Source organism: Xanthomonas boreopolis, assembly GCF_046529185.1.
GTDB classification, from domain to species: Bacteria; Pseudomonadota; Gammaproteobacteria; order Xanthomonadales; family Xanthomonadaceae; genus Pseudomonas_S; species Pseudomonas_S boreopolis.
In genome coordinates this window covers 1,230,465-1,251,824 of record NZ_CP097162.1, presented here as the reverse complement: position 1 = coordinate 1,251,824, position 21,360 = coordinate 1,230,465, and the positions used below count along the sequence as shown (strand labels likewise).

Below are 21,360 nucleotides of genomic sequence, written 5' to 3'. Positions count from 1 at the left end.
TACCGGGCTGAGTCTATCGAGCGAATCGGCACGCAAGCTTGCTTATCGCAGATAGCATGCCAACTTCCCTGCATCTTTCCGGTACAACTCCCCGGCGCAATGATGGCAGCCTGCACGGCAATTGGAAGCCCCCTTCTACTGCATTTGCGACAAAAACTTCGATGTGACGCAGAACGTCACTTTTTGCCACCATCCCTTTCCGGCATCGTGCCTTCCCCGGCCACCGTGACCGTCTCCACGCTTGTAGCTGTTCCCGATGCCTGTCAGGCCGGAACCCAGTACCATCCACATACTTCCGGCCTGGGGATGGCCGGACCCGGGGAATCCATATGTCCATAGCGCGTAGCGCCGTCAAGAAAGAGCCCGTAAACCGCAGTGCCAGCCAGCTTCAGCCCTTCGTCTGGGAGGGCACCGACAAGCGCGGCGTCAAGATGAAGGGGGAACAGGCCGCCCGCAATGCCAACCTGCTCAGGGCCGAGCTGCGCAAGCAAGGCATCACGCCCAGCGTGGTCAAGCCCAAGCCCAAGCCGCTGTTCGGCAGCGCCGGCGCGGCTATCAAGCCCAAGGATATCGCCTTCTTCAGCCGCCAGATGGCGACCATGATGAAATCCGGCGTACCGATCGTCGCGGCTCTGGAAATCATCGGCAGCGGCCACAAGAATCCACGCATGAAGAAGTTGGTGGGCGATATCCGTGGCGACATCGAGGGCGGCTCTTCGCTATACGAGGCCATCAGCAAGCATCCCGTCCAGTTCGACGAACTGTACCGGAACCTGGTGCGCGCTGGCGAAGGCGCTGGCGTGCTCGAGACCGTACTCGACACCATCGCCACCTACAAGGAAAACATCGAGGGGCTCAAGGGCAAGATCAAGAAGGCGCTGTTCTACCCGGCGATGGTCATCGCCGTGGCGATCATCGTCAGCGCGATCCTGTTGATTTTCGTGGTCCCGCAGTTCGAGGAGGTGTTCAAGGGCTTCGGCGCCGAGTTGCCGGCATTCACCCAGATGATCGTGGCTGCATCGCGCTTCATGGTCAGCTACTGGTGGCTGATGCTGCTCGTAGCCGTCGGCTCCATTTTTGGCTTCATCTTCGCCTACAAACGATCGCCACGCATGCAGCACGGCATGGACCGGCTGATCCTGAAGGTACCGATGATCGGCCAGATCATGCACAACAGCTCGATCGCCCGCTTCGCCCGTACCACGGCGGTGACGTTCAAGGCCGGCGTGCCGCTGGTGGAGGCGCTGGGCATCGTCGCGGGCGCCACCGGCAACAAGATCTACGAGGAATCCGTGCTTCGCATGCGCGACGACGTGTCGGTCGGCTATCCTGTCAACATGGCGATGAAGCAGGTCAACCTGTTCCCCCATATGGTCGTGCAGATGACCGCCATCGGCGAGGAGGCCGGCGCCCTGGACGCGATGCTGTTCAAGGTGGCCGAGTACTACGAGCAGGAAGTGAACAACGCGGTGGACGCCCTGAGCAGCCTGCTGGAACCCATGATCATGGTGTTCATTGGTACCATCGTGGGCGGCATGGTCATCGGCATGTACCTGCCCATCTTCAAACTTGGCGCCGTCGTCGGATAACAGGTAATGGCATTTCTCGACCAGCATCCCGGACTTGGCTTTCCCGCCGCGGCCGGGCTGGGACTGCTGCTGGGCAGTTTCCTCAACGTGGTGATCCTGCGGCTGCCGCGCCGGATGGAGTGGCAGTGGAAGCGCGACGCGCGCGAGATCCTGGGCGAGCCGGACATCTACGAGCCGCCGCCGCCCGGGATCGTGGTGGAGCCCTCGCACTGTCCGCACTGCAAGCACCGGCTCAGCTGGTACGAGAACATCCCGCTGGTCAGCTGGGTGATCCAGGGCGGCAAGTGCCGGCACTGCCATGCGCCGATCTCGCTCCAGTACCCGCTGGTGGAGTTGCTCACGTCGCTGCTGGTGGTCGCCAGCGTGTGGCGCTTCGGCTTCGGCTGGCAGGGATTCGGCGCGATCGTGCTCAGTTGCTTCCTGGTCGCGCTGTCCGGCATCGACCTGCGGACCCGGTTGCTGCCCGACCAGCTGACCCTGCCGCTGATGTGGCTGGGCCTGGTCGGGTCCATGGACAACCTGTACATGCACGCCAAGCCTGCCCTGCTGGGCGCGGCGGTGGGTTACGTCTCGCTCTGGATGGTCTGGTGGCTGTTCAAGCAGCTCACCGGCAAGGAAGGCATGGGGCACGGCGATTTCAAGCTGCTGGCCGCGCTCGGTGCGTGGTGCGGCCTGAAGGGCATCCTGCCGATCATCCTGATCTCCTCGCTGGTCGGGGCGCTGCTGGGGTCGATCTGGCTGGCGGCCAAGGGCCGCGACCGCGCCACCCCCATCCCGTTCGGGCCGTACCTGGCGATCGCGGGCTGGATCGTGTTCTTCTGGGGCGACCAGATCATCGACGGCTACCTGCGGCTCGCCGGCCTGGCCTGATCCGCGACCGGCATGAGCGACTTCATCGTCGGCCTTACCGGTGGAATCGCCTCGGGCAAGAGCGAGGCCGGGCGCCGCTTCGAGGCGCTCGGCATAACGGTCGTCGACGCCGATGCGGTGGCACGCGAGGTCGTCGAACCCGGCCCGACGCTGTCGCGGATCGCCGAACGCTTCGGCCCTGGCATCCTGCAAATCGACGGGCGCCTGGACCGGCGCGCCTTGCGCGAGCTGGTATTCGCCGACCCGGAGCTTCGCCGGGCGCTGGAAGCGATCACCCACCCCGAGATCCGCCTGCGCCTGCGGCAGGCTTGCGAGGCCGCCATCGGCCCCTACGCCATCGCCGCGATCCCGCTGCTTGCCGAAGCCGGCGGGCGCACCGGCTATCCCTGGCTCGATCGCATCCTGGTGGTCGATGCCCCCATGGCGCTCCAGCGCCAGCGCCTGATGCTCCGGGACAACATCGATGCGTCCCTGGCCGACCGCATGATCGCCGCCCAGGCCAGCCGCGAACAACGGCTTGCCCTGGCCGACGACGTCATCGTCAACGACGGCGATGCCGAAGCGCTTGGACGGCTCGTCGCGGCGTTGGACGGCCGCTATCGAGGACTCGCCGCATCCAAGACCGCCGGATAGGCGCGATCCCGGCCTTGGCCGGGGATCGCCGCCGCGACGGCATCTCAAGCCGCAGGGGTCGCTCCACGCGCCTGACCGAAACGCAGCGTCGCCACCACGCCGCGCTCCTTGCCGGGGCGGACGCTCACCTGCCATCCGTACAGGTCGCAGAGCCGGCTGACGATCGACAGGCCGATGCCGCCGCCCTGGGAGTGCCCGGCATGCGTACCGCGGTACCCGCGCTGGAACAGCTTGGCCGCATCCTCTTCGCTCAGGCCCGGGCCGGTATCGGTGACCTCGACGGCATCGTTCGTCACCCTTACGCAGACCTGCCCATCCTGCGTGTACTTGACGGCGTTGCCGATGAGGTTGCCCAGCGCGACGGACAGGGCCGACTCCGGCGCGTCGATGACCAGGCCACGCTCGCCTTCCAGCACAAGCTCCAGCGGCTTGCCGCCCAACTGGGCGCGATGCGCCTCAAGCAGTTGCTCGGCCACCTTGGCGACGTTGCTGCTGCCCTGCCCGCGCTCGTTGCGCGACAGCAGCAGCAATGCGCCGATCAGGTCGCTGCATTGCTGTTCGGCGCGCTGGATGCGTTGCAGCCGCTGCAGGACTTTCGGGTCGAGGTTCGGCCGGGTCAGCAGGAGCTCGGTGGCGCCGCGGATGACCGCCAGCGGCGTGCGCAGCTCATGGCTCACGTCCGCGTTGAACTCGCGGTCGCGCTGCACCACTTCGGTCAGCCGGACGGAGTAATCGTCCAATGCCTCGGCCAGCTGGCCGACCTCGTCGTCGGGAAAGTGCGGCGCCAGCGGCTTGAACTCGCTGGTGCCGCCGCGGTACGCCCGCAGCCGGGCGGCCAGGTCCGACACCGGCCGCATCACCTTCGAGGCCGACCACCAGCCGATCAGCAGCGACAGCCCGCTGAACAGCATCACCGAGATGTACAGCGCGCGCTTGAGCTGCTGTTCGCCCTTGATGCTCTGGGTCACGTCGTAGGCGAAGAAGAACCATTCGTTGGGCGTCTTGCGCACCGCCAGCTTGTAGGCGAACGGCTTGCCCTTCTCGTCCACGCCGGAAATGCTGTGGATGCCGTTCGGCAGCTCGTACCAGTCCGGCTCCTCCCGGCGCAGTTCCTCGAACTTGTCGCTCTTCACCACCCGCGCGATCATCTGCTGCACGGGCATGTCGGGGCTGCGCGACGGGTCCAGGTAGAAACGCCGCGCGTACTCGTCGATGTTCTTGTTCATCACGTCTTCGACGAGCTGGTTTTCCACGCGCTGCCGCGCGTAGTCGGTCAGGTAGGCGAACAGCGCCGTCAGGCCGGTGCCCAGCAGGACGAAGGACAGGATGATGCGGCTGCGCAGCCGCCGCCGGTAACGCCCGCGGCGACGCTCGGGCGTACCGGCCGGAGAGCTACCGCCGTCAGGCATCGGGTGCCGCGATGCGATAGCCAATGCCGTGGCGGGTCTGGATCAACGGCACGTCGAACGGCTTGTCCACCACCGAGCGCAGGCCGTGGATATGCACCCGCAGGGAATCCGAATCGGGCAGTTCCTCGCCCCAGACGCGGGTTTCGAGTTCCTGGCGCGTGACCACGGCGGGAGCGGCTTCCATCAGCGCCTGCAGGATCTTCAGCGCGGTGGGGTTGAGCTGCAGCAGCTTGCCGCGGCGGCGCACTTCCAGCGTGTCCAGGTTGTACTCGAGATCGCCGGTCTCCAGCACCCGCGTATGCACGCCCTTGCCGCGCCGGGCCAGCGCGTTGAGCCGGACCTCGACTTCCTGCAGCGCGAACGGCTTGATCAGGTAATCGTCCGCGCCCGAGTCGAAGCCCGCCAGCTTGTTGTCCAGCGAGTCGCGCGCGGTGAGCATCAGGACCGGGGTCTGCTTGCGCGCCTCGTTGCGCAGCTTGCGGCAGACCTCGATACCGTCCATGCCCGGCAGGTTGAGGTCGAGCACGATGGCATCGAATTCGTGGACGACCGCCAGGTGCAAGCCGGTCACGCCGTCGGCCGCGAAGTCGACGGTATGGCCCCGGTCCTCGAGGTAGTCGCCCAGGTTGGCGGCGATGTCGCTGTTGTCTTCGATTACCAGAATACGCACTTGAGCCTCGTGATTTGCCTTGACCTAATCCAGCCGCGACCTGCGCTGTACGTCGTTCATGTCCTGCTGACTGCGGCGCTGGGCTTCCCTTCGCTGCGCCACGGTCATGCACTGGGACGTGATCATGTTGCTGCCGATCGCTCGTTCCCGCCGGCATACCATCCGGCTGTCTTCCTTCGCACGCGTCAGGATGACGTTGACGAGCTCCTGGTCGTTGGAAAGTGAGACCTGATCGGCCCTGGAAAGTTCACGACCCTGGTTACGGTCTATCGTTGCGGATATACGGTCCAGCGCCTGCACCACTTCGGCCCGCTTGGCCGCCTCGATCTCCGAATAGAGCTCGCCTTCCGCGAGGTCGGCGCGGATCTGCTGGATCTGCCCTGCGACATCGGGGCCGGGCTTGCCCAGGTCCAGCGGCAACTTACCCTTCTGAGCCTGAGCGAATGCCGAAGAAGACGCCATCAGGCCCAGAAACAGCACAAGAACGAAACTACGCATTTCCCTTCTCCCTCCTTAGAAATCCTGCGTCGGCACGCCATGAGTCCCCATGTTGACCAACTCCTCGACCATGCGCAAGGAAACACGGGAACGGCCGCACCCGCCCCTGGCCGGCCGTCCTGTTAAGGTCGAAAAACGCCGGTATTAAATAATTATCAAGCGACCGGATGACGAGAAGGGGGGCCTGCTTTCCTGGTCAACCGCTCCAGTTGGTGGACGATGGCCCCGGCCACGTCCACGCCGCAGACCGCCTCGATCCCCTCCAGCCCCGGCGTCGAGTTCACCTCCAGGACCAACGGCCCGCGCGAGGAACGGATCAGGTCCACGCCGGCCACGGACAGTCCCAGCGCCTGGGCCGAACGCACTGCCACGGCCTGCTCCTGCGGGCTCGCTTCGGCCGCGGCCGCGGTCCCGCCCAGGTGTAGGTTGGAACGGAAGTCGCCCTCGGCGGCCTGGCGGCGCATGGCGGCCACCACCTTGTCGCCCACCACGAAACAGCGCAGATCGGCACCGGCGGCCTCGCCGATGAATTCCTGGACGAGGAAGTTGGCGTACAGGCCCCGCAGGGCCTCGACCAGCCCTCGCGAGGCGCTGGCCTTCTCGGTGAGGATCACGCCGGCGCCCTGCGCGCCCTCGTTGAGCTTCACCACGTGCGGCGGCGGGCCGAGCATCGAGAGCAGGTCCTGGGTATCGTCCGGGTTGTCGCCGAACACGGTCACCGGCATGTCGATGCCCTGCGCGGCCAGCAGTTGGTGGGCGCGCAGCTTGTCGCGCGAGCGCAGGATCGCGTCGGACGGGTTGGGGGTGTACGTCCCCATCATCTCGAACTGGCGCAGCACCGCCGTGCCGTAGCGGGTGATCGAGGCGCCGATGCGCGGGATCACCGCGTCGTAGCCGGTGATCGGCTTGCCCTTGTAGTGCATGGAGAAGCCGTCGGCCGCGATGCGCATGTAGCAGCGCAGCGGGTCGAGAATGCGTACCGTGTGCCCGCGCGCGCGCGCGGCCTCCACCAGCCTGCGGGTGGAATAGAGCTTGCTGTTGCGGGAAAGGATGGCGAGCTTCATCGCGGGTTCGCGCGGAGCAGCCTGGTGCATCTTGCCCGGGCCGGTGGCGGCTGCCTCAGCCCCGTGCCGGGGCTGGAAGATGGAGCGGGTGAAGGGAACATCACGCCGCACTCAAATCGTTGATTGATAACAGGTTTATTCCGTTGGCGCTACGGAATCAGGCCAGATTATGTACCGGGCGTACCGCGTCGGCAACCAGATCCTGTCCGCATTTGTTTGCTGACATTCACGGTCCGTCATCAACACGCGCTCCAGGCAGACGTGTTTCATTCTATCGTTTGATGTATAAGATCAACGAAATCAAGGAACATCTTTGGAGCGATGGAAAGATCCTCACATGCCCATCGCGCTCTTGCCCTGCTCCACGAGCAGGGCTTCCTGCGCACCAGCGACTTGGACACCATCGGCGCGCCGCGGGTGGTGCTGACACGTCTGTCCACATCCGGGCAATTGGAGCGTGTCGGGCGCGGCCTCTACCGTTTGCCGGGCAACCCCATGTCCGCGCACGAGGACCTCGCCACGATTGCAGTCAAGGTTCCCAAGGCCGTGTTCTGCTTGCTGACGGCACTCCAGTTCCACGAACTGACCACGCAACGGCCTCGCCAGGTCTGGATTGCCATGCCTCGTGGCAGCCACACCCCGCGTATCGAGCACCCGCTGATCAAGATGGTGCAGATGGCGGGTGATGCCTATGCCTCGGGCATCGATGAGCACGAACGCGATGGCGCCAGACTGCGGGTCTACAGTGCCGCAAAAACCGTGGCGGACTGCTTCAAGCACCGCAACCGGATCGGCCTGGACGTGGCCATCGAGGCGCTGAAGGCTGCCTGGAAGACACGCAAGGCTTCAGCCGATGACCTATGGCGCCATGCCAAGGTCTGCCGGGTCGCAAATGTCATGCGCCCTTACCTGGAGGCGGTTTCGCATGAGTGACCACGCCGCCTTGATTCGCGCTTTCTGGGCGAGCCGATCCGTGCATTTGGATCGAGACGTCGTTGTCAGCGAACGGCTCGAATAGGCAGCCCATCATGGCACTGGACCACCTCACACTCACGACATACCGCGATCGGCATCCTGCATGGCGATTGCTGGCCTCGCCACATGCGCCATTGGTGGCAAGCTTCCTGTACCGGGTGTTCGTCGCGCCGAACGTGCGGGTGACGAGCGAAGCGGATCTGGCCGAGATGCTGGAAGACGAGTTGTTTGCCCTGCGCGAAGCCCTCGGCGCCGAGGTGTATCCGAAAGCCGCAACCGAATACCTGAATGACTGGTGCGCGCCAGACAAGGGCTGGCTGCGCAAGTTCTACAAGCCCGGCACCGACGAGGCCCAGTTCGACCTTACCCCTGCCACCGAAAAGGCCATCGCCTGGCTGGTGTCGCTGACTGAGCGGCCTTTCGTCGGTACCGAATCGCGCCTGCTGACCTTGTTCGCGCTGCTGGAGCAGATCAGCACCGGAAGCCAGGCTGATCCAGCCAGGCGCCTGGAGGAACTGCGCCGCAAGCGCGACGAGATCGATGCCGAGATCGGACGCGTCCTGTCCGGCGATGTGCCGCTCATGGATGACACGGCCATCAAGGATCGCTTCCTGCAATTTCAGCAACTGGCGCGCGAACTGCTGAGCGACTTCCGTCAGGTGGAGCACAATTTCCGCCAGCTCGACCGCAGCGTCCGCGAGAAAATCGCGTTGTGGGACGGCAGCAAGGGGGCTTTGCTCGACGAAGTCATGGGCGAGCGCGATGCCATCGGAGATTCCGACCAGGGGCGCAGCTTCCGTGCGTTCTGGGATTTCCTGATGTCCAGCCGTCGCCAGGAAGAACTGTCCGCACGGCTCGACCAAGTCCTCGGCCTGCCTGCCGTGGCCGCGCTCAAGCCGGAGCCGCGCACCCGCCGGGTTCACCACGATTGGCTGGAAGCGGGCGAACATACCCAACGCACGGTGGCGCAGTTGTCGCAGCAACTGCGCCGCTTCCTGGATGACCGGGCCTTCCAGGAAAACCGTCGCATCCTCGAACTGTTGCGCAGCATCGAGATCAAGGCGCTTGCATTGCGCGACACGCCACCGGCCGGCGAAGTGATGCTCCTCGACGAGATGGGCGCGGACATCGCCTTGCCGCAGGAACGCCCCCTGTTTGCGCTCCATGCCAAGCCACGCCTGGCGGAACTGATACTTGAATCCGGCGAGGACGACGACATCGACACCGCACGCCTGTTCGACCAGCACGTCGTGGACAAGGCCCGCTTGCGTGAGGCCCTGCGGCAGGCATTGCGGCAACAGTCGCAGATCAGCTTGCGCGCGTTGCTGGAGACTCAGCCGCTGCAACAGGGATTGGCCGAACTGGTCACCTGGCTGGAACTGGCCCACGCGGGAAACCGCGGGCTGGATGGCCTCAGGGCCACGGTGGATGACGATGCGCAGGAGATCGTCGAATGGGCCATGCAGGACAGCGATGGCTCGACGGTACGACGGCGGGCGCGAATGCCGCGCGTGATCTTTACGCGCTGAATGCAAGCTGCGACGGACAGAGCAAAGACCCATGAACGATATGCATCAGGATGATCCAGAAGGCAGTGCCGAATCGCGCCCGCCCGTGGTAGCGGAACTCTCGCAACTGATGGTGCATTTGCTCAAAGGCGTGTTGTACCGCCAGGACGACGAGCGCCTATGGGCCAGTCTGCTGAACCTGCAGGCGCGTGTACGGGAGCAGGCGGCGGTGTTGTTGCTGGATCTGGTGCTGGACGAAGCCGAGGGCTACGCCTTCCTCAAAAGCCAGCCGGAGCCGGAGCATGCGGACGCCACACCTCGCCTGCCACGCCTGATCGCACGACGGCCGCTGTCCTATCCGGTCAGCCTGATGCTGGCCTTGCTGCGCAAGCGCCTGGCCGAATCCGACGCCGGCGGCGGCGATACCCGGCTGGTGCTGTCGCGCGAGGAGATCGCCGAACTGATGCGCGTGTTCCTGCCGGACGGCACCAACGAGGCGCGCCTCATCGACCAGGTCGATTCGACCATCACCAAGGTGGTGGAACTGGGCTATCTGCGCAAGCTCAAGCCCGCTGCCGGTGCAAGTCAGCAGGCACCCCGCTACGAGGTGCGGCGCATCCTCAAGGCGTTCGTCGATGCGCAGTGGCTGGCCGACTTCGATGCGCGCCTGGAGGGTTATCGCACCGCGTTGTCAGGTGGCGATCGCGACAAGGAAGCCGGCCGATGAACGATTTTTCGCCACAGCAGCTCGATTTCGTGGCCGACGACAGCCGCGTCGGCTTTCGCCTGCAGCGGCTGGAAGTCCTGAACTGGGGCACATTCGACCGGCGCGTCTGGCGCTATGAACTCGATGGGCGCAACGGCCTGCTCACTGGCGACATCGGTTCGGGCAAATCCACCCTGGTCGATGCCGTCACCACGCTGCTGGTGCCAGCGCACCGCATCGCCTACAACAAGGCCGCGGGCGCCGAAACGCGTGAGCGATCATTGCGATCCTACGTGCTGGGCCACTACAAGAGCGAGCGCAACGAAGCCACCGGCAGCGCCCGCCCGGTGGCGCTGCGCGACACCACCAGCTACAGCGTGATCCTGGGTGTCTTCCGCAACGAAGGCTACGGCCAGGCGGTCACGTTGGCGCAAGTCTTCTGGTTTCGCGAACCACAGGGCCAGCCCGCGCGCTTGTTCGTGACTGTAGAGCGGGAACTGTCCATCACCGAGCACTTTTCCGGATTCGGCAGCGACATCAACGGCCTGCGCAAGAAGTTGCGCGCGATGGGCTGCGAACTGAACGACAGCTTCCCGCCCTACGGCGCCTGGTTCCGCCGCCGCTTCGGCATCGAGCACGAGCAGGCGCTGGAACTGTTCCATCAGACGGTTTCCATGAAATCGGTTGGCAACCTGACCGACTTCGTGCGCAGCCACATGCTCGAACCGTTCGACGTGGGCAGCCGAGTCGAGGCACTGCTCGGCCATTTCGATGACCTCGACCGCGCCCACCAGTCGGTACTCAAGGCCAAGCGCCAGATCGAGCTGTTGACGCCGCTGGTGGAGGATGGCCGTCGCCACGGGCAGATAGCTGCCGAGATCCAGGCGCTGCGCGAAGGACGCGATGCACTGCGCCCATACTTCGCCGGCTTGAAGGCAGCATTGCTGGAGAGGCGCCTGGAATTGTTGACCCAGGATGCGATGCGCTGGGATGCCCGCATCAAGCAACTGGGAGAGCAACGAGACAACGCCCGAATCGAGCAGGGGAAGCTCGAAGGCGCACTGCGCGAGAACGGCGGCGACCGACTGCAACAACTCGCTGCCGCCATTCAGCAGCAGGAGGCAGAGAAACAGCAACGGCAGGAGAAAGCGGACGCCTACACCACGCTATTGACGCGCATTGGAGAAGCAGCGCCGGGAGACGAAGCTGCTTTCATGACACAAAGATCCACCATCGGAGAACACGCCGAAGCGCTGCGCACAAGCATTGCGGACCACGATACGCAGATCAATGAAGACGGATATGCGCTGCGACGGGGTCAGGAAGAACACAAAGCGCTCAGCGACGAGATCGACAGCCTTGCGCGTCGCAAAAGCAATATCGATGCGGCGCAGGTGCGCATCCGCGAAGCCCTGTGCGCCGCTTTGTCCATCGCCGAGGAAGACCTGCCCTTTGCCGGTGAACTGATCCAGGTGCGCGAGGACGAGCGCGACTGGGAGGGCGCGGCCGAACGCCTGCTGCATGGCTTCGGCCTGTCCCTGCTGGTGCCGGATGCGCACTACAAGGACGTGGCCGATTGGGTGGAGCGCCAGCACCTTGGCACGCGACTGGTGTACTTCCACGTGCGTGCACGCAAGTCCACGCAGGCCGTCAGCCTGCACCCCCAGTCGCTGGTGCGCAAGCTGCTCATCAAGCCCGACACGCCGCACTACGACTGGCTGGAACGCGAACTGCACCATCGCTTCGACCTGGCCTGCTGCGACAGCACCGAGCAGTTCCGCCGCGAGACCCGCGCCATCACCCGCGCCGGACAGATCAAGGACCCGAGCGGGCGCCACGAAAAGGACGACCGCCGCCGCATCGACGATCGCAGCCGCTACGTGCTGGGCTGGAGCAACGCCGACAAGTTGCGCACCTTGCGTGACGAACGCGAGGGCCTGGAACAGCGAATGGGCGATATCGGTCTGCGCATTGCCGACGCGCAGCGATTGCGCGGGCAATGCCAGGCGCAACTGGAAGCCTTGGCCAAGCTCGAAGTCTTCACCCGCTACAGCGAGATCGACTGGCAGGCGCCGGCGCGCGAGATGGCCCGCCTGACCGAGGAACGCGACCGCCTCAAGGCGGCCTCCGATACCCTGCGGGAACTGGAAAGCCAACTGGCGCAGGTCGTCGAACGCCTGAAGGAGATCGAAGGCGATCTTGGCGAGGCCCAAGGCAAGCGCGGAGAAATCCGCAGCAAGCACGAAACTGCCTTGGCACAGCACGCACAGGCTCTCGAAATCCAGGCGCAAGCCGCACTTGACGACAAGTTGCTGCAAACCCTTGAGGGCTGGCGCGCCGAAGTCCTGGGCGACCACCAGCTCACGGTGGAATCCTGCGACAACCGCGAACAGGACGTGCGCAACGGCTTGCAGGCGCGCATCGATGCCGAAGACAAGCGTCTGACACGCCTGACCGAACGCATCATCAACGCCATGCGCGGTTTCAAGGAGACCTTCAAGGCAGAGACCGCCGAGATCGACATCAGCCTGGCCGCGCTGCCCGAGTTCGAGCGCCTGATGAACGAGTTGCAGCGCGACGACCTGCCGCGCTTCGAGGCGCGTTTCAAGGAGCTGCTCAACGTCAATACCATCAACGAGATCGCCAACTTCAACGCCCAGCTCGCGCGCGAGCGGGAAACGATCAAGGAGCGGGTCGATGCCATCAACCAATCCTTGCAGGTGATCGACTACAACCCCGGACGCTACATCCGGTTGCTGGCGCAACCCAGCCCCGATGCGGAGATCCGCGACTTCCTGCAGGATCTGCGTGCCTGCACCGAAGGCGCGCTGAGCGGCTCGGAAGACGAGCAGTATTCCGAGGCCAAGTTCCTGCAGGTCAAGGCCATCATCGACCGCTTCCGCGGCCGCGAGGGGCTGGCCGAGGTCGACCGGCGCTGGATGCAGAAGGTGACCGACGTGCGCAACGGCTTCCTGTTTTCCGCCAGCGAGCGCTGGCGCGAGGACGATGCCGAACACGAACACTATTCCGACTCCGGCGGCAAATCCGGCGGGCAGAAGGAGAAGCTGGCCTATACCGTGCTGGCCGCCAGCCTGGCCTACCAGTTCGGCCTGGAATGGGGGGCGGTGCGCTCGCGCTCGTTCCGTTTCGTCGTGATCGACGAAGCCTTCGGGCGCGGCTCGGATGAGTCGGCCCAGTATGGGCTGGAACTGTTCCGCCAGCTCAACCTGCAACTGCTGATCATCACGCCACTGCAGAAGATCCACATCATCGAGCCCTACGTGTCCAGCGTCGGCTTCGTGCACAACGAAAGCGGCCGCGAGTCGCGGCTGCGCAGCCTGAGCATCGAGGAATACCGGGCACAGAAGGCTGCCGCCACGGGAGGCGCTGCATGACATGGAGCCGGCCCGCCGACCTTCGCGCGCAAATCGAACGGCTGTGGCAGCGCGGCGAGTTGCTGCGTGCCGTGGTCGATGACGGCGCGCTGGGCTGGCCGTTGCGGCTGTCGCTCAAGTCGCCTTCCGCTGCCGATCTCAGCAACCGTTTCGATGCCGTGCGCGGCTGGGTGCGCGATATCAGCGCCATGCCACGCGTGCGCATCGAGTGGCGCGAGTGGACGCACCGGGTACAGGGCCGGCAACGCCTGCCGGACACGCTCTGGATCGATACGCTGGAAGACGCGCTGGCGATGATCGGCAAGACCGGAGATGGCCGCCGGTTCCAGGCACTCTGGCAGCAAACTGCCGAAGCGCAACCCGCACTGCTGCCATGGCTGCACAGATCACCGTTGCAGACCCTGGCACTGGCCGAACACTGGCCGCGCCTGCTGGCCGTGGTAGCCTGGGTGCAGGCCCATCCGCGCCCAGGCGTCTATCTTCGGCAGGTCGACGCGCCGGGCGTGGACAGCAAGTTCATCGAAGCGCATCGCGGCATACTGGGCCAATGGCTGGACCTGGCCTTGCCGACTGAAGCCATCGAGCCTGCTGCAACCGGGATGGCCGGGTTTGCCCGTCGCTACGGCTTTCTGGAGAAGCCCGTTCGCATCCGCCTGCGCTTGCTCGATCCGCAGCTGCTCCAGCTTCCCGGCTGCACGGGACTGACCGACATCACCCTGGATGAGGACAGCTTCGCCACGCTCGCCCTGCCTGCGCAGCGTGTTTTCATCACCGAAAACGAGGTGAACTTCCTGGCGTTCCCACCGGTCTCCGGTGCCATCGTCGTGTTCGGTGCCGGCTATGGCTGGGGAGCACTTGCCCGAGCCAACTGGCTGCATCGCGCCTCTCTGCACTATTGGGGAGACATCGATACCCATGGCTTTGCCATTCTGGACAGCCTGCGCAAGTATTTCCCGCTAGCCGCTTCGTTCCTCATGGACCGCTCTACCCTGATGGCCCACGCACTCCAATGGGGTGAGGAGCCCCTCGACAAACGCCATATGTTGCCCTTGCCCCGACTGGTCGATGAGGAGGCAGCTCTCTACGACGACTTGCGTAATGACCGAATCCGGCCACAGCTGCGGCTGGAACAGGAACGCATCGGCTATCGCTGGCTATGCGCGGCGTTGGCGACAACAGCCCAGGACGATTCTCGGCCGTAGCGGTATGTCCTGCCGATGTCGTCAGGGCGTGGTCGATTCGACGAACGCCGGCTCGAAATCCAGCAGGTCGGTACCGCGCATGCCCAATCCCCGGGCCAATGCACGCCAGCCCGCCACGGCCTGGGCCACTTCGCTCCAGATCGCCTGCGCTTGCGCAGCATCCAGCCTGAAATACGGCGCAGCACTCATCAGCATGTCACGGCTGTCGATGACGCCTGTGTCCTCGGTCAGCCAGGTCTTGCTCTCCCGGCGGTCGCCCGGCATCGGGTTCAGGTCGAAGGCCGGCGACAAGCGCCAGCCTCGTTGGCGTGCGTCGTACAGGAAGCCGGTGTTGCGCAGGTGGTCGTCGGTGTTGCAGATCATGAAGTTGAAGACCAGCCTGCGCCACAACTCATGGATGTCGGCGATCGGATCGGCGCCCGACTGAAGCAGCACATCCACCAGTTCCGTGTAGGCATGCGTCGCGTCGCGGCCATCGGACTGTAGCATCGTCGCGGCCGACACGTAAGGGATGCGGCCGCCATCGTCGGTGCGGTCGAAACGCCGGATGATGGCGACCTCCGTGCCGCCGATCACTTCCACGCGGGCCGCCGCCGCGCGGATGCCGGCCTTGGCCGCCAGTTGCATGGCCAGCACTTCGCCCCGGATCACGTCGCGCCGATCAGCTTGGCTGGGAAACTTGCCGACCGCCAAGCGTCCATCGGTGTCCCGCACCGTGGACTTCGGCCTGGCACCACCCAGCGACGTGCCTTGCCCCAGCAGGTAGCGCAGGTCCTGCGCGCTTTCCGTTCCGTCTTCCAGGGCGCGGGCTGCGTGGAGCACCTTCTCCAGTTCCACCAGGGGCGGTACATGCCGGTTCGCTCCACCGGCACGCAGGTACGCGCCAGATTGCGGATCGAACAGGCGCAGCGCGCCGACACGCGCCTCGTCGTCCACCCACATCACGAAGTCCACCGGGTCCAATGCGGGCGTGTCGCGGTCTTCCTGCCGCAACCTGGCATGGGCGCGCCGGATCACGCGCTCGCCCCAGGCGTCGGGCGCGGTGTCCTCCAGCGCGAGAAAGAACACTTGACGGGGATGCTGCACGCCGGCCACCGGCTGGAGATCGGGCGACAGCGTGAAGAAACGGGCATCCCGCAGCCAGTCTTCGTCGTAGCTGAACGCGCTGCGCCGGCCGCTGCCAAGATGCAGGCGCCCCACGACCAAGCCGCTCGCCCCCAGGTGGACTTCGAGGTCCGGACGTCGTGTGGGCCGAGGCGTTGCCATCAGAAGCCCTCCAGGTCATCGGCAGGCGCGGGCGCATCGCCTTTGTCAACGACGGGTGCTGCCTGCCGCTTCCTGCCGGCAGAGGTGCGTACCCGCTGCGGCAGTTGCTCCCGCACCAGTTCCATGCCGAGCGCATCGTTCTCCAGGGCCATCGCCTGGGCCAGGTCATCGAGCCGGCCCAGCACATGCAGCGCGCGGAGGAAGGTGTGCAGCGCGGTGCCGGGATAGCCATCTTCCATGCGCCTGACGGTGCTCAGGGACGTGCCGATGCGCTGAGCAAGGTCTTCCTGGCTCAGGCGGCGCATGCGCCGCGCCGCCGAGATGTCCTGTCCCAGGCGGCGCAGCGCACGCGCGACGGGCTGCGGCATCGCCACCTGCGCACCGGAGCGCTTTTGCTCGGAAGAAGACATCTTTTAGGGCCTCAAATATGAAGTTATTCTCGAAATAAGCATTCATATTTGAATGCAAAAATGGGGGTCAGTCAACCCAGTCCATGTCTGCCCTTGCAGTTCTGGTGACCGCGCTGCGCCATTGCCAGCCGTCCTGTTCGTGAGAGGTGTCACCGGGCTGCCAACTCCCGATGAAATCCGGCAGGTGATCTCACCTCGTCACCGCTCGATTGTTCGCAGGAGCCACCAAACGGCTCCTACGCACGTGAGAGAAACGGGGCGTCATGCTTTGTCGATCTGGGGGAAGACCCCTCGCGTCTTGCCCCAAACCTCGCCGCACCCCGTCGAGGCGGCATCGCCACACCTGTTTCCGCCTGCACTGCGTCTGCTGATAGACCGTCGCTGTCTTGCACGCCGGTATCGCCCTGGCTCGAACGCGAGAAGACCGAATCCGTCTTTCGCCGCGATGGCGTCTGTAGCAAAACCTCGCTATCGAGCCATCCTGCCATGTGCAGTCAACCGCTTGAAGCATACCGCCACGCAGAGGCTCGGTGCTGGTGGACAAGCGCCATATCGACAGGCGGCTGCTCTGGTGCACATCCGTCATCCCGGCCTTTCCCACAAGCCAAGCCGCCACCGTCTCGCGCCGTGAAGGCGCGTCCCGGCAGCGATTCCAATCAACGAGAGGAAACAGATGTCCTGAATCCTGTTACCAGGGAGCAGCCATGCGAAAGCCACCTTCATCCGACGTCCAAGCCAAAGTCTTCTACCGTCCGATCGAGGCGGCCATCCAGTGGGCGGGACTGTCGCGTTTCGAGCGCCGCATCCTCGATGTCACCAAGGGGATGAACCGCTTGCCGGAGCACCCCGAACTGGCACGCTGGCCACAGCTTCGCTTGAACGCGGAACGGATCTACGACGCACTGGTGCATCTCGACCTTCCCTACGGCAAGGACGGCATCACGAGCAACGACCCCGCCTTGCTCGATGACCCCAGCCTCACAATTCGCCACGTCGATCTGAAGGCCTGGATGATCCGTTTCTATCCCGACCAGCGACCGGCCTTCCTGTTCGATGCCTTCGAGCGTCACCTGCACCCGGCCGTCAGTGTCGATGCGGTGCAGGCACTGGTCATGGATCGCGAGGCGTTGAAGCTCCAGCTTGCCGACAGGGTGCAAGCCTGGGATGCGCTCTATGCCCAGTTCCAGGCGCTCAGCCAGGAGCACCAGGCGCGCACGGAGCGCGAGAAGCGTTCCGGGGTGCCGGGCGCCCGCAGTGAGTCCACCTACCTGAACATCGTTGGCGGTCTTCTGACCCTGCTGCTGGGCAAGTCGCCCAATGGCGTTCCCTATTCGTCCTTCGAGACGCTGGAATCGGTCATCAGTGCGCTGGTTGCCCATTACGGCGACAAGTCCGGGATCAGCGAGCGAACGCTGTGGGCGAAGTTTTCGGCAGCCAAGCGTCATCTCGCCACCCAGGACCGCTGACTGCAAGTGCAGACGCCGAGCCTGCACTTGCGGTGACTGCGCGGGAACCGCGCTATTGAATACGGGGCACGTCCATCACCGCCGCTACACAGCGCCAAGGAGTGCCCCTCGTGACTGCCCAGACCATCGCCACCGCGACGCCGAACGAACACCGCATCCTGCGCCGCGCGGAAGTCGAGGCCAAGACCGGCTTCAAGCGCGCCCACATTTACAACCTGATCAAGGAGGGCAAGTTTCCCAAGCCCCTGCGCCTCGGGGTACGCGCCATCGGCTGGGATTCGGTGGAGATCGATCAGTGGATCACCGATCGACTCAGGGAACGGGCGTGAGCCCGCGCTCCGTCGGAATCCCTTCCACGAGGAGTCGCGCCATGCAGGTGGTATCCATCATTTCGACCAAGGGTGGCGTCGGCAAGACGACCACCGCGGCGAACCTGGGCGGCTTCATCGCCGATGCAGGGCTGCGCGTGCTGCTGCTGGACCTGGACGTACAGCCCACCTTGTCGAGCTACTTCACGCTCGGCACGCATGCGCCTGCCGGTATCTACGAGATGCTGGCCTTCAACGAGCAGCGTATCGAGCAATTGGCTTCGCAGACCGCTGTGGCAGGTCTCGACCTGGTGGTGTCGAACGACCACCGCGGCGAACTGAACACATTGCTGCTGCACGCACCCGACGGCCGGCTGCGCCTGCGTCACCTGCTCCCCGCGCTGTCATCGCACTACGACCTGCTGCTGATCGATACCCAGGGAGCGCGCAGTGTGCTGCTGGAGATGGCGGTACTGGCCTCCAGCCTGGCGCTGTCGCCGGTGACACCGGAAATCCTGGCGGCGCGTGAGCTGAGGCGCGGCACGCTGCAACTGATCGAGGACATCGCTCCGTATCGGCACCTCGGCATCGAGCCACCGCCGCTGCGCTTGCTCATCAACCGCGTGCATCCGGTTTCGTCGAACGCCCGACTGATCCAGCAGGCCCTGCGACAAGTGTTCCAGGCGCACGCTGGCATACAGGTCCTGAACACCGACATCCCGGCCATCGAAGCCTACCCACGTGCCGCAACACGAGGACTGCCGGTGCATCGCGTCGAGTACCGGCAACCAGTGGGCCGTACTGCCCCTGCGGCGTTGGAGACGATGCGTGCGCTGGCTGGCGAGTTGTTCCCGGCATGGCGGGAGCGCTTCGCGTGCGTTACCGGCAGAGGCCGCGCAGGGGGAACCAGTCATGCCGAACGCGCATGAACTGGCCCGCGGCCATGCGCGGCTGCGCGCGCTGATCGAGTTCGCGCTGGGCGAAGGCTGGCACGTGAAACGCACGCGCGGCGGGCACCTGATGTTCACCAAGCCCGGCTGCGCCGCGATCTACACCAGTTCGACCGCGAGCGATCACCGCGCCAGCCGCAACGCTCGCGCGCAGCTTCGCCGCGCCGATCGACAGGCACCGGTGGCATCTCGGGAGAGCAGCGATGGCTGAGTCGACGCCGCAGGACATGGCCGCCAAGCTGCTGGCCACCGGCTTCGAACGCAGCGGTCCTTCGGCCGCTGCCCTGACCGACCCCATCGCCGATACGCCGATGGTGGTGACGCTGGACGAGTTGCGTCCCTATGAACATGACCCACGCGTGACGCGCAACCCGGCCTACGAGGAAATCAAGGCCTCGATCCGCGAGCGCGGGCTGGACGCACCGCCCGCGATCACCCGCCGGCCGGGCGAGGCGCACTACATCATCAGGAACGGTGGCAATACGCGGCTCGCCATCCTGCGCGAACTGTGGAGCGAAACCAAGGAAGACCGCTTCTTCCGGATCGCGTGCCTGTTCCGCCCGTGGCCGGCGCGCGGCGAAATCGTGGCGTTGACCGGGCACCTGGCCGAGAACGAACTGCGCGGTGGGCTGACCTTCATCGAGCGCGCCCTGGGCATCGAGAAGGCGCGCGAGTTCTACGAGCAAGAAAGCGGCCAGGCGCTGTCACAGAGCGAACTCGCACGGCGGCTGACGGCCGACGGCTATCCGGTGCCGCAGTCACACATCAGCCGCATGAACGATGCGGTGCGCTACCTGCTGCCGGCGATACCGAACCTGCTCTACGGCGGCCTGGGACGACATCAGGTGGAACGGATCGCGGTACTGCGCAAGGCGTGCGAGCGCACCTGGGAGCGGCGTACGCTGGGCCGCACGGTGGCCGTGGACTTCGCCACGCTGTTTCAGGATGTGCTGACGCAGTTCGACACGCAGCCGGATGACTTCTCGCCGCAGCGGGTGCAGGACGAACTGGTGGGCCAGATGGCCGAACTGCTGGAGACGGACTACGACACGCTGGCGCTGGAGATCGACGACAGCGAAAACCGCCAGCGTGCGCTGACCAGCGAACCGGCGGCGCTAACGCCTCCGGCAGCGCCTATCGTGCCTGCTGCTACTTCCGCACCGGTCTCCGCGCCTCAGCAGCCACCCGGGTCGTCCGTACCGCGCGACACCACGCCGGTCGCGCCTTCGGCGCCAGCAGCGACATCGCCTGCATCGTCCGAAGCGCTGGAGGACCAGCACGGACCACACGACGATCGCCTGCAAGGGCACATCGTGACACCGGCACCGACCACCGAGCGCCTGCAGTCCATACAACGGATGGTCGCGGACCAGCTCGGCGACAAGTTGCCCGACTTCGAGGCCGATGCGCTGCGTGCGATCCCCGTGCAGGTCGGCGGGCTCTATCCCATCTCGGACGTCTGGTACATCGAGCCGAGCTTGGACGTGCCGGATCGCCTGCGCGTGCACATCGCGCAGTTCGCGCGCGAGATCGGCGAGGAAGCGGCGGTCGCCGACCACATCGAGGCCAGCGTCAGCGGCATCGGCTTCGTCTGCGTGGCGCCGGCCGTCGGCCAGGCGAAGGCGCTGCCGGCATTCGCGCGGGCGGTGCTGACCCTGCTGGATGCGCTGAGTTCGGCGCCACCCGCCGCGAACGGCTTGGACCGCGCGCGGCTGGCCGATGAGTTGGCGGCGCTGCTCCATGGCCATGGCGGCTCGGCCACACGCCTGAGCGATGCTGCGCTGGTGAAGCTGTTCCGTCTGCTGCGCCTGGCGCGCCGGCTGCTGGATCTGGAAGCCGGCGTAGCGAGCCAGGATTCCTGAGCGCAGGAGGCTCCCGCATGTCGGCACCGCACCCGCTCAACCAGGCCGTGATCGCCCAGGCCCTGCATGACCTGCGCAACGGCCAGTTGCGCCGCTGCAAGGCCATGGGCTTCGGCGAGGAGGAACTGGATGCGCTGAAGCACCCCGAACTCGTGAGCATGCTGGTGAATGCCACGGTGTCGTGGTGTTCGGTGTCGGTGAACCGGGAAGTGTTGAAGCGGCTGCTGAGCCAGGTGCACGACGTGGAGCGGGAGATCGCCACGGTGGACCGCATGCTGCGCCTGGGGGCGAGCACGGAGATGGTCAGCAAGTTCTACGGCCTCACGCATCAGGAAGTGGCGCTGCGCCGCGACATCCTCGGGCTGCCCAAGCGCAAGGGCCGGCATCCGGTGCTCGACGAGGCGCAGGACGTGGCCTTGTGGGAACGCTGGAAGGCCGGCGTCGCCGAGCGCCATATCGCCTTGACCGACGACATGGCGATGCTGGCGCTGACCATGGACCTGGCCGAGGCCATGACCCTGCCCATGTCGGTGATCTGGTCGGCGATACGGAACTGGATCGACCAGGGGCTGGTGTAGC

20 protein-coding genes are annotated in these 21,360 nt (G+C 65.3%); 14 read left to right on the top strand and 6 right to left on the bottom strand.

Going from position 1 to position 21,360, the window contains the following annotated elements; all coding sequences use genetic code 11:
* Window positions 1-329: 329 nt before the first annotated feature.
* The 3 genes from M3M27_RS05580 to coaE are packed head-to-tail and all read left to right on the top strand — an operon-like array spanning window position 330 to window position 3,092.
* Window positions 330-1,589: a type II secretion system F family protein gene (locus M3M27_RS05580; protein ID WP_434027414.1), complete on the top strand. Its 1,260-nt coding sequence runs from the start codon at window positions 330-332 to the stop codon at window positions 1,587-1,589.
* A 6-nt stretch (window positions 1,590-1,595) separates the two neighbouring features.
* On the top strand, window positions 1,596-2,459 hold the full coding sequence (locus tag M3M27_RS05575; RefSeq protein WP_434027413.1) for a prepilin peptidase: 864 nt from the start codon (window positions 1,596-1,598) through the stop codon (window positions 2,457-2,459).
* 12 nt (window positions 2,460-2,471) lie between these two features.
* On the top strand, window positions 2,472-3,092 hold the full coding sequence (gene coaE, locus M3M27_RS05570; RefSeq protein ID WP_434027412.1) for a dephospho-CoA kinase: 621 nt from the start codon (window positions 2,472-2,474) through the stop codon (window positions 3,090-3,092).
* 44 nt (window positions 3,093-3,136) lie between these two features.
* Here coaE and M3M27_RS05565 read toward each other — a convergent pair whose 3' ends face one another.
* From M3M27_RS05565 to rimK, 4 genes are all read right to left on the bottom strand, one after another.
* The gene (locus tag M3M27_RS05565) at window positions 3,137-4,501 is read right to left on the bottom strand and encodes a sensor histidine kinase (protein WP_140719351.1); all 1,365 of its coding nucleotides are present in this window, start codon (window positions 4,499-4,501) and stop codon (window positions 3,137-3,139) included.
* Window positions 4,494-5,171 (bottom strand): response regulator transcription factor, encoded by a 678-nt coding sequence (locus M3M27_RS05560; protein WP_140719353.1) that lies wholly within the window; start codon window positions 5,169-5,171, stop codon window positions 4,494-4,496. Before M3M27_RS05560 ends, M3M27_RS05565 begins: the two co-directional genes overlap by 8 nt.
* Before the next feature lie 24 nt (window positions 5,172-5,195).
* Window positions 5,196-5,669, bottom strand: a complete 474-nt coding sequence (locus M3M27_RS05555) for a hypothetical protein (RefSeq protein ID WP_434027411.1) — start codon at window positions 5,667-5,669, stop codon at window positions 5,196-5,198.
* A 155-nt stretch (window positions 5,670-5,824) separates the two neighbouring features.
* A complete protein-coding gene (gene rimK / locus M3M27_RS05550; RefSeq protein WP_434027410.1) occupies window positions 5,825-6,733 on the bottom strand; it encodes a 30S ribosomal protein S6--L-glutamate ligase in 909 nt (302 codons plus the stop codon).
* A 321-nt stretch (window positions 6,734-7,054) separates the two neighbouring features.
* Here rimK and M3M27_RS05545 point away from each other — a divergent pair, with 321 nt between their 5' ends.
* The 5 genes from M3M27_RS05545 (at window position 7,055) to M3M27_RS05525 (ending at window position 14,519) form a co-directional block, all read left to right on the top strand.
* Window positions 7,055-7,666, top strand: a complete 612-nt coding sequence (locus tag M3M27_RS05545) for a type IV toxin-antitoxin system AbiEi family antitoxin domain-containing protein (protein WP_048939786.1) — start codon at window positions 7,055-7,057, stop codon at window positions 7,664-7,666.
* 101 nt (window positions 7,667-7,767) lie between these two features.
* On the top strand, window positions 7,768-9,237 hold the full coding sequence (locus tag M3M27_RS05540) for a DUF3375 domain-containing protein (RefSeq protein WP_434027960.1): 1,470 nt from the start codon (window positions 7,768-7,770) through the stop codon (window positions 9,235-9,237).
* Between the two features lie 31 nt (window positions 9,238-9,268).
* Window positions 9,269-9,943, top strand: a complete 675-nt coding sequence (locus tag M3M27_RS05535) for a DUF4194 domain-containing protein (protein WP_040436294.1) — start codon at window positions 9,269-9,271, stop codon at window positions 9,941-9,943.
* A complete protein-coding gene (locus tag M3M27_RS05530; RefSeq protein ID WP_251864626.1) occupies window positions 9,940-13,317 on the top strand; it encodes an ATP-binding protein in 3,378 nt (1,125 codons plus the stop codon). The genes M3M27_RS05535 and M3M27_RS05530 overlap by 4 nt, the downstream gene beginning before the upstream one ends.
* Entirely contained in the window at window positions 13,314-14,519 is a 1,206-nt protein-coding gene (locus M3M27_RS05525) for a DUF3322 domain-containing protein (RefSeq protein ID WP_434027409.1), read from the top strand. The genes M3M27_RS05530 and M3M27_RS05525 overlap by 4 nt, the downstream gene beginning before the upstream one ends.
* A gap of 21 nt (window positions 14,520-14,540) precedes the next feature.
* Here M3M27_RS05525 and M3M27_RS05520 read toward each other — a convergent pair whose 3' ends face one another.
* A complete protein-coding gene (locus M3M27_RS05520) occupies window positions 14,541-15,785 on the bottom strand; it encodes a type II toxin-antitoxin system HipA family toxin (RefSeq protein ID WP_434027407.1) in 1,245 nt (414 codons plus the stop codon).
* The gene (locus tag M3M27_RS05515; protein WP_434027406.1) at window positions 15,785-16,195 is read right to left on the bottom strand and encodes a helix-turn-helix domain-containing protein; all 411 of its coding nucleotides are present in this window, start codon (window positions 16,193-16,195) and stop codon (window positions 15,785-15,787) included. The genes M3M27_RS05520 and M3M27_RS05515 overlap by 1 nt, the downstream gene beginning before the upstream one ends.
* Before the next feature lie 704 nt (window positions 16,196-16,899).
* On the opposite strand from M3M27_RS05515, the gene M3M27_RS05510 reads away from it, so the two are divergent.
* From M3M27_RS05510 to M3M27_RS05485, 6 genes are all read left to right on the top strand, one after another.
* On the top strand, window positions 16,900-17,661 hold the full coding sequence (locus tag M3M27_RS05510) for an ATP-binding protein (protein WP_434027405.1): 762 nt from the start codon (window positions 16,900-16,902) through the stop codon (window positions 17,659-17,661).
* Between the two features lie 110 nt (window positions 17,662-17,771).
* Window positions 17,772-17,990, top strand: a complete 219-nt coding sequence (locus M3M27_RS05505; protein ID WP_009461157.1) for an AlpA family transcriptional regulator — start codon at window positions 17,772-17,774, stop codon at window positions 17,988-17,990.
* Between the two features lie 41 nt (window positions 17,991-18,031).
* The gene (locus M3M27_RS05500; RefSeq protein ID WP_062737801.1) at window positions 18,032-18,898 is read left to right on the top strand and encodes a ParA family protein; all 867 of its coding nucleotides are present in this window, start codon (window positions 18,032-18,034) and stop codon (window positions 18,896-18,898) included.
* A complete protein-coding gene (locus tag M3M27_RS05495; RefSeq protein WP_434027404.1) occupies window positions 18,882-19,130 on the top strand; it encodes a hypothetical protein in 249 nt (82 codons plus the stop codon). The genes M3M27_RS05500 and M3M27_RS05495 overlap by 17 nt, the downstream gene beginning before the upstream one ends.
* On the top strand, window positions 19,123-20,781 hold the full coding sequence (locus M3M27_RS05490; protein WP_434027403.1) for a ParB family protein: 1,659 nt from the start codon (window positions 19,123-19,125) through the stop codon (window positions 20,779-20,781). Before M3M27_RS05495 ends, M3M27_RS05490 begins: the two co-directional genes overlap by 8 nt.
* Window positions 20,782-20,798: 17 nt before the next feature.
* Entirely contained in the window at window positions 20,799-21,359 is a 561-nt protein-coding gene (locus tag M3M27_RS05485; protein ID WP_004255086.1) for a DUF2857 domain-containing protein, read from the top strand.
* The last annotated feature ends 1 nt before the right edge of the window (window position 21,360 follow it).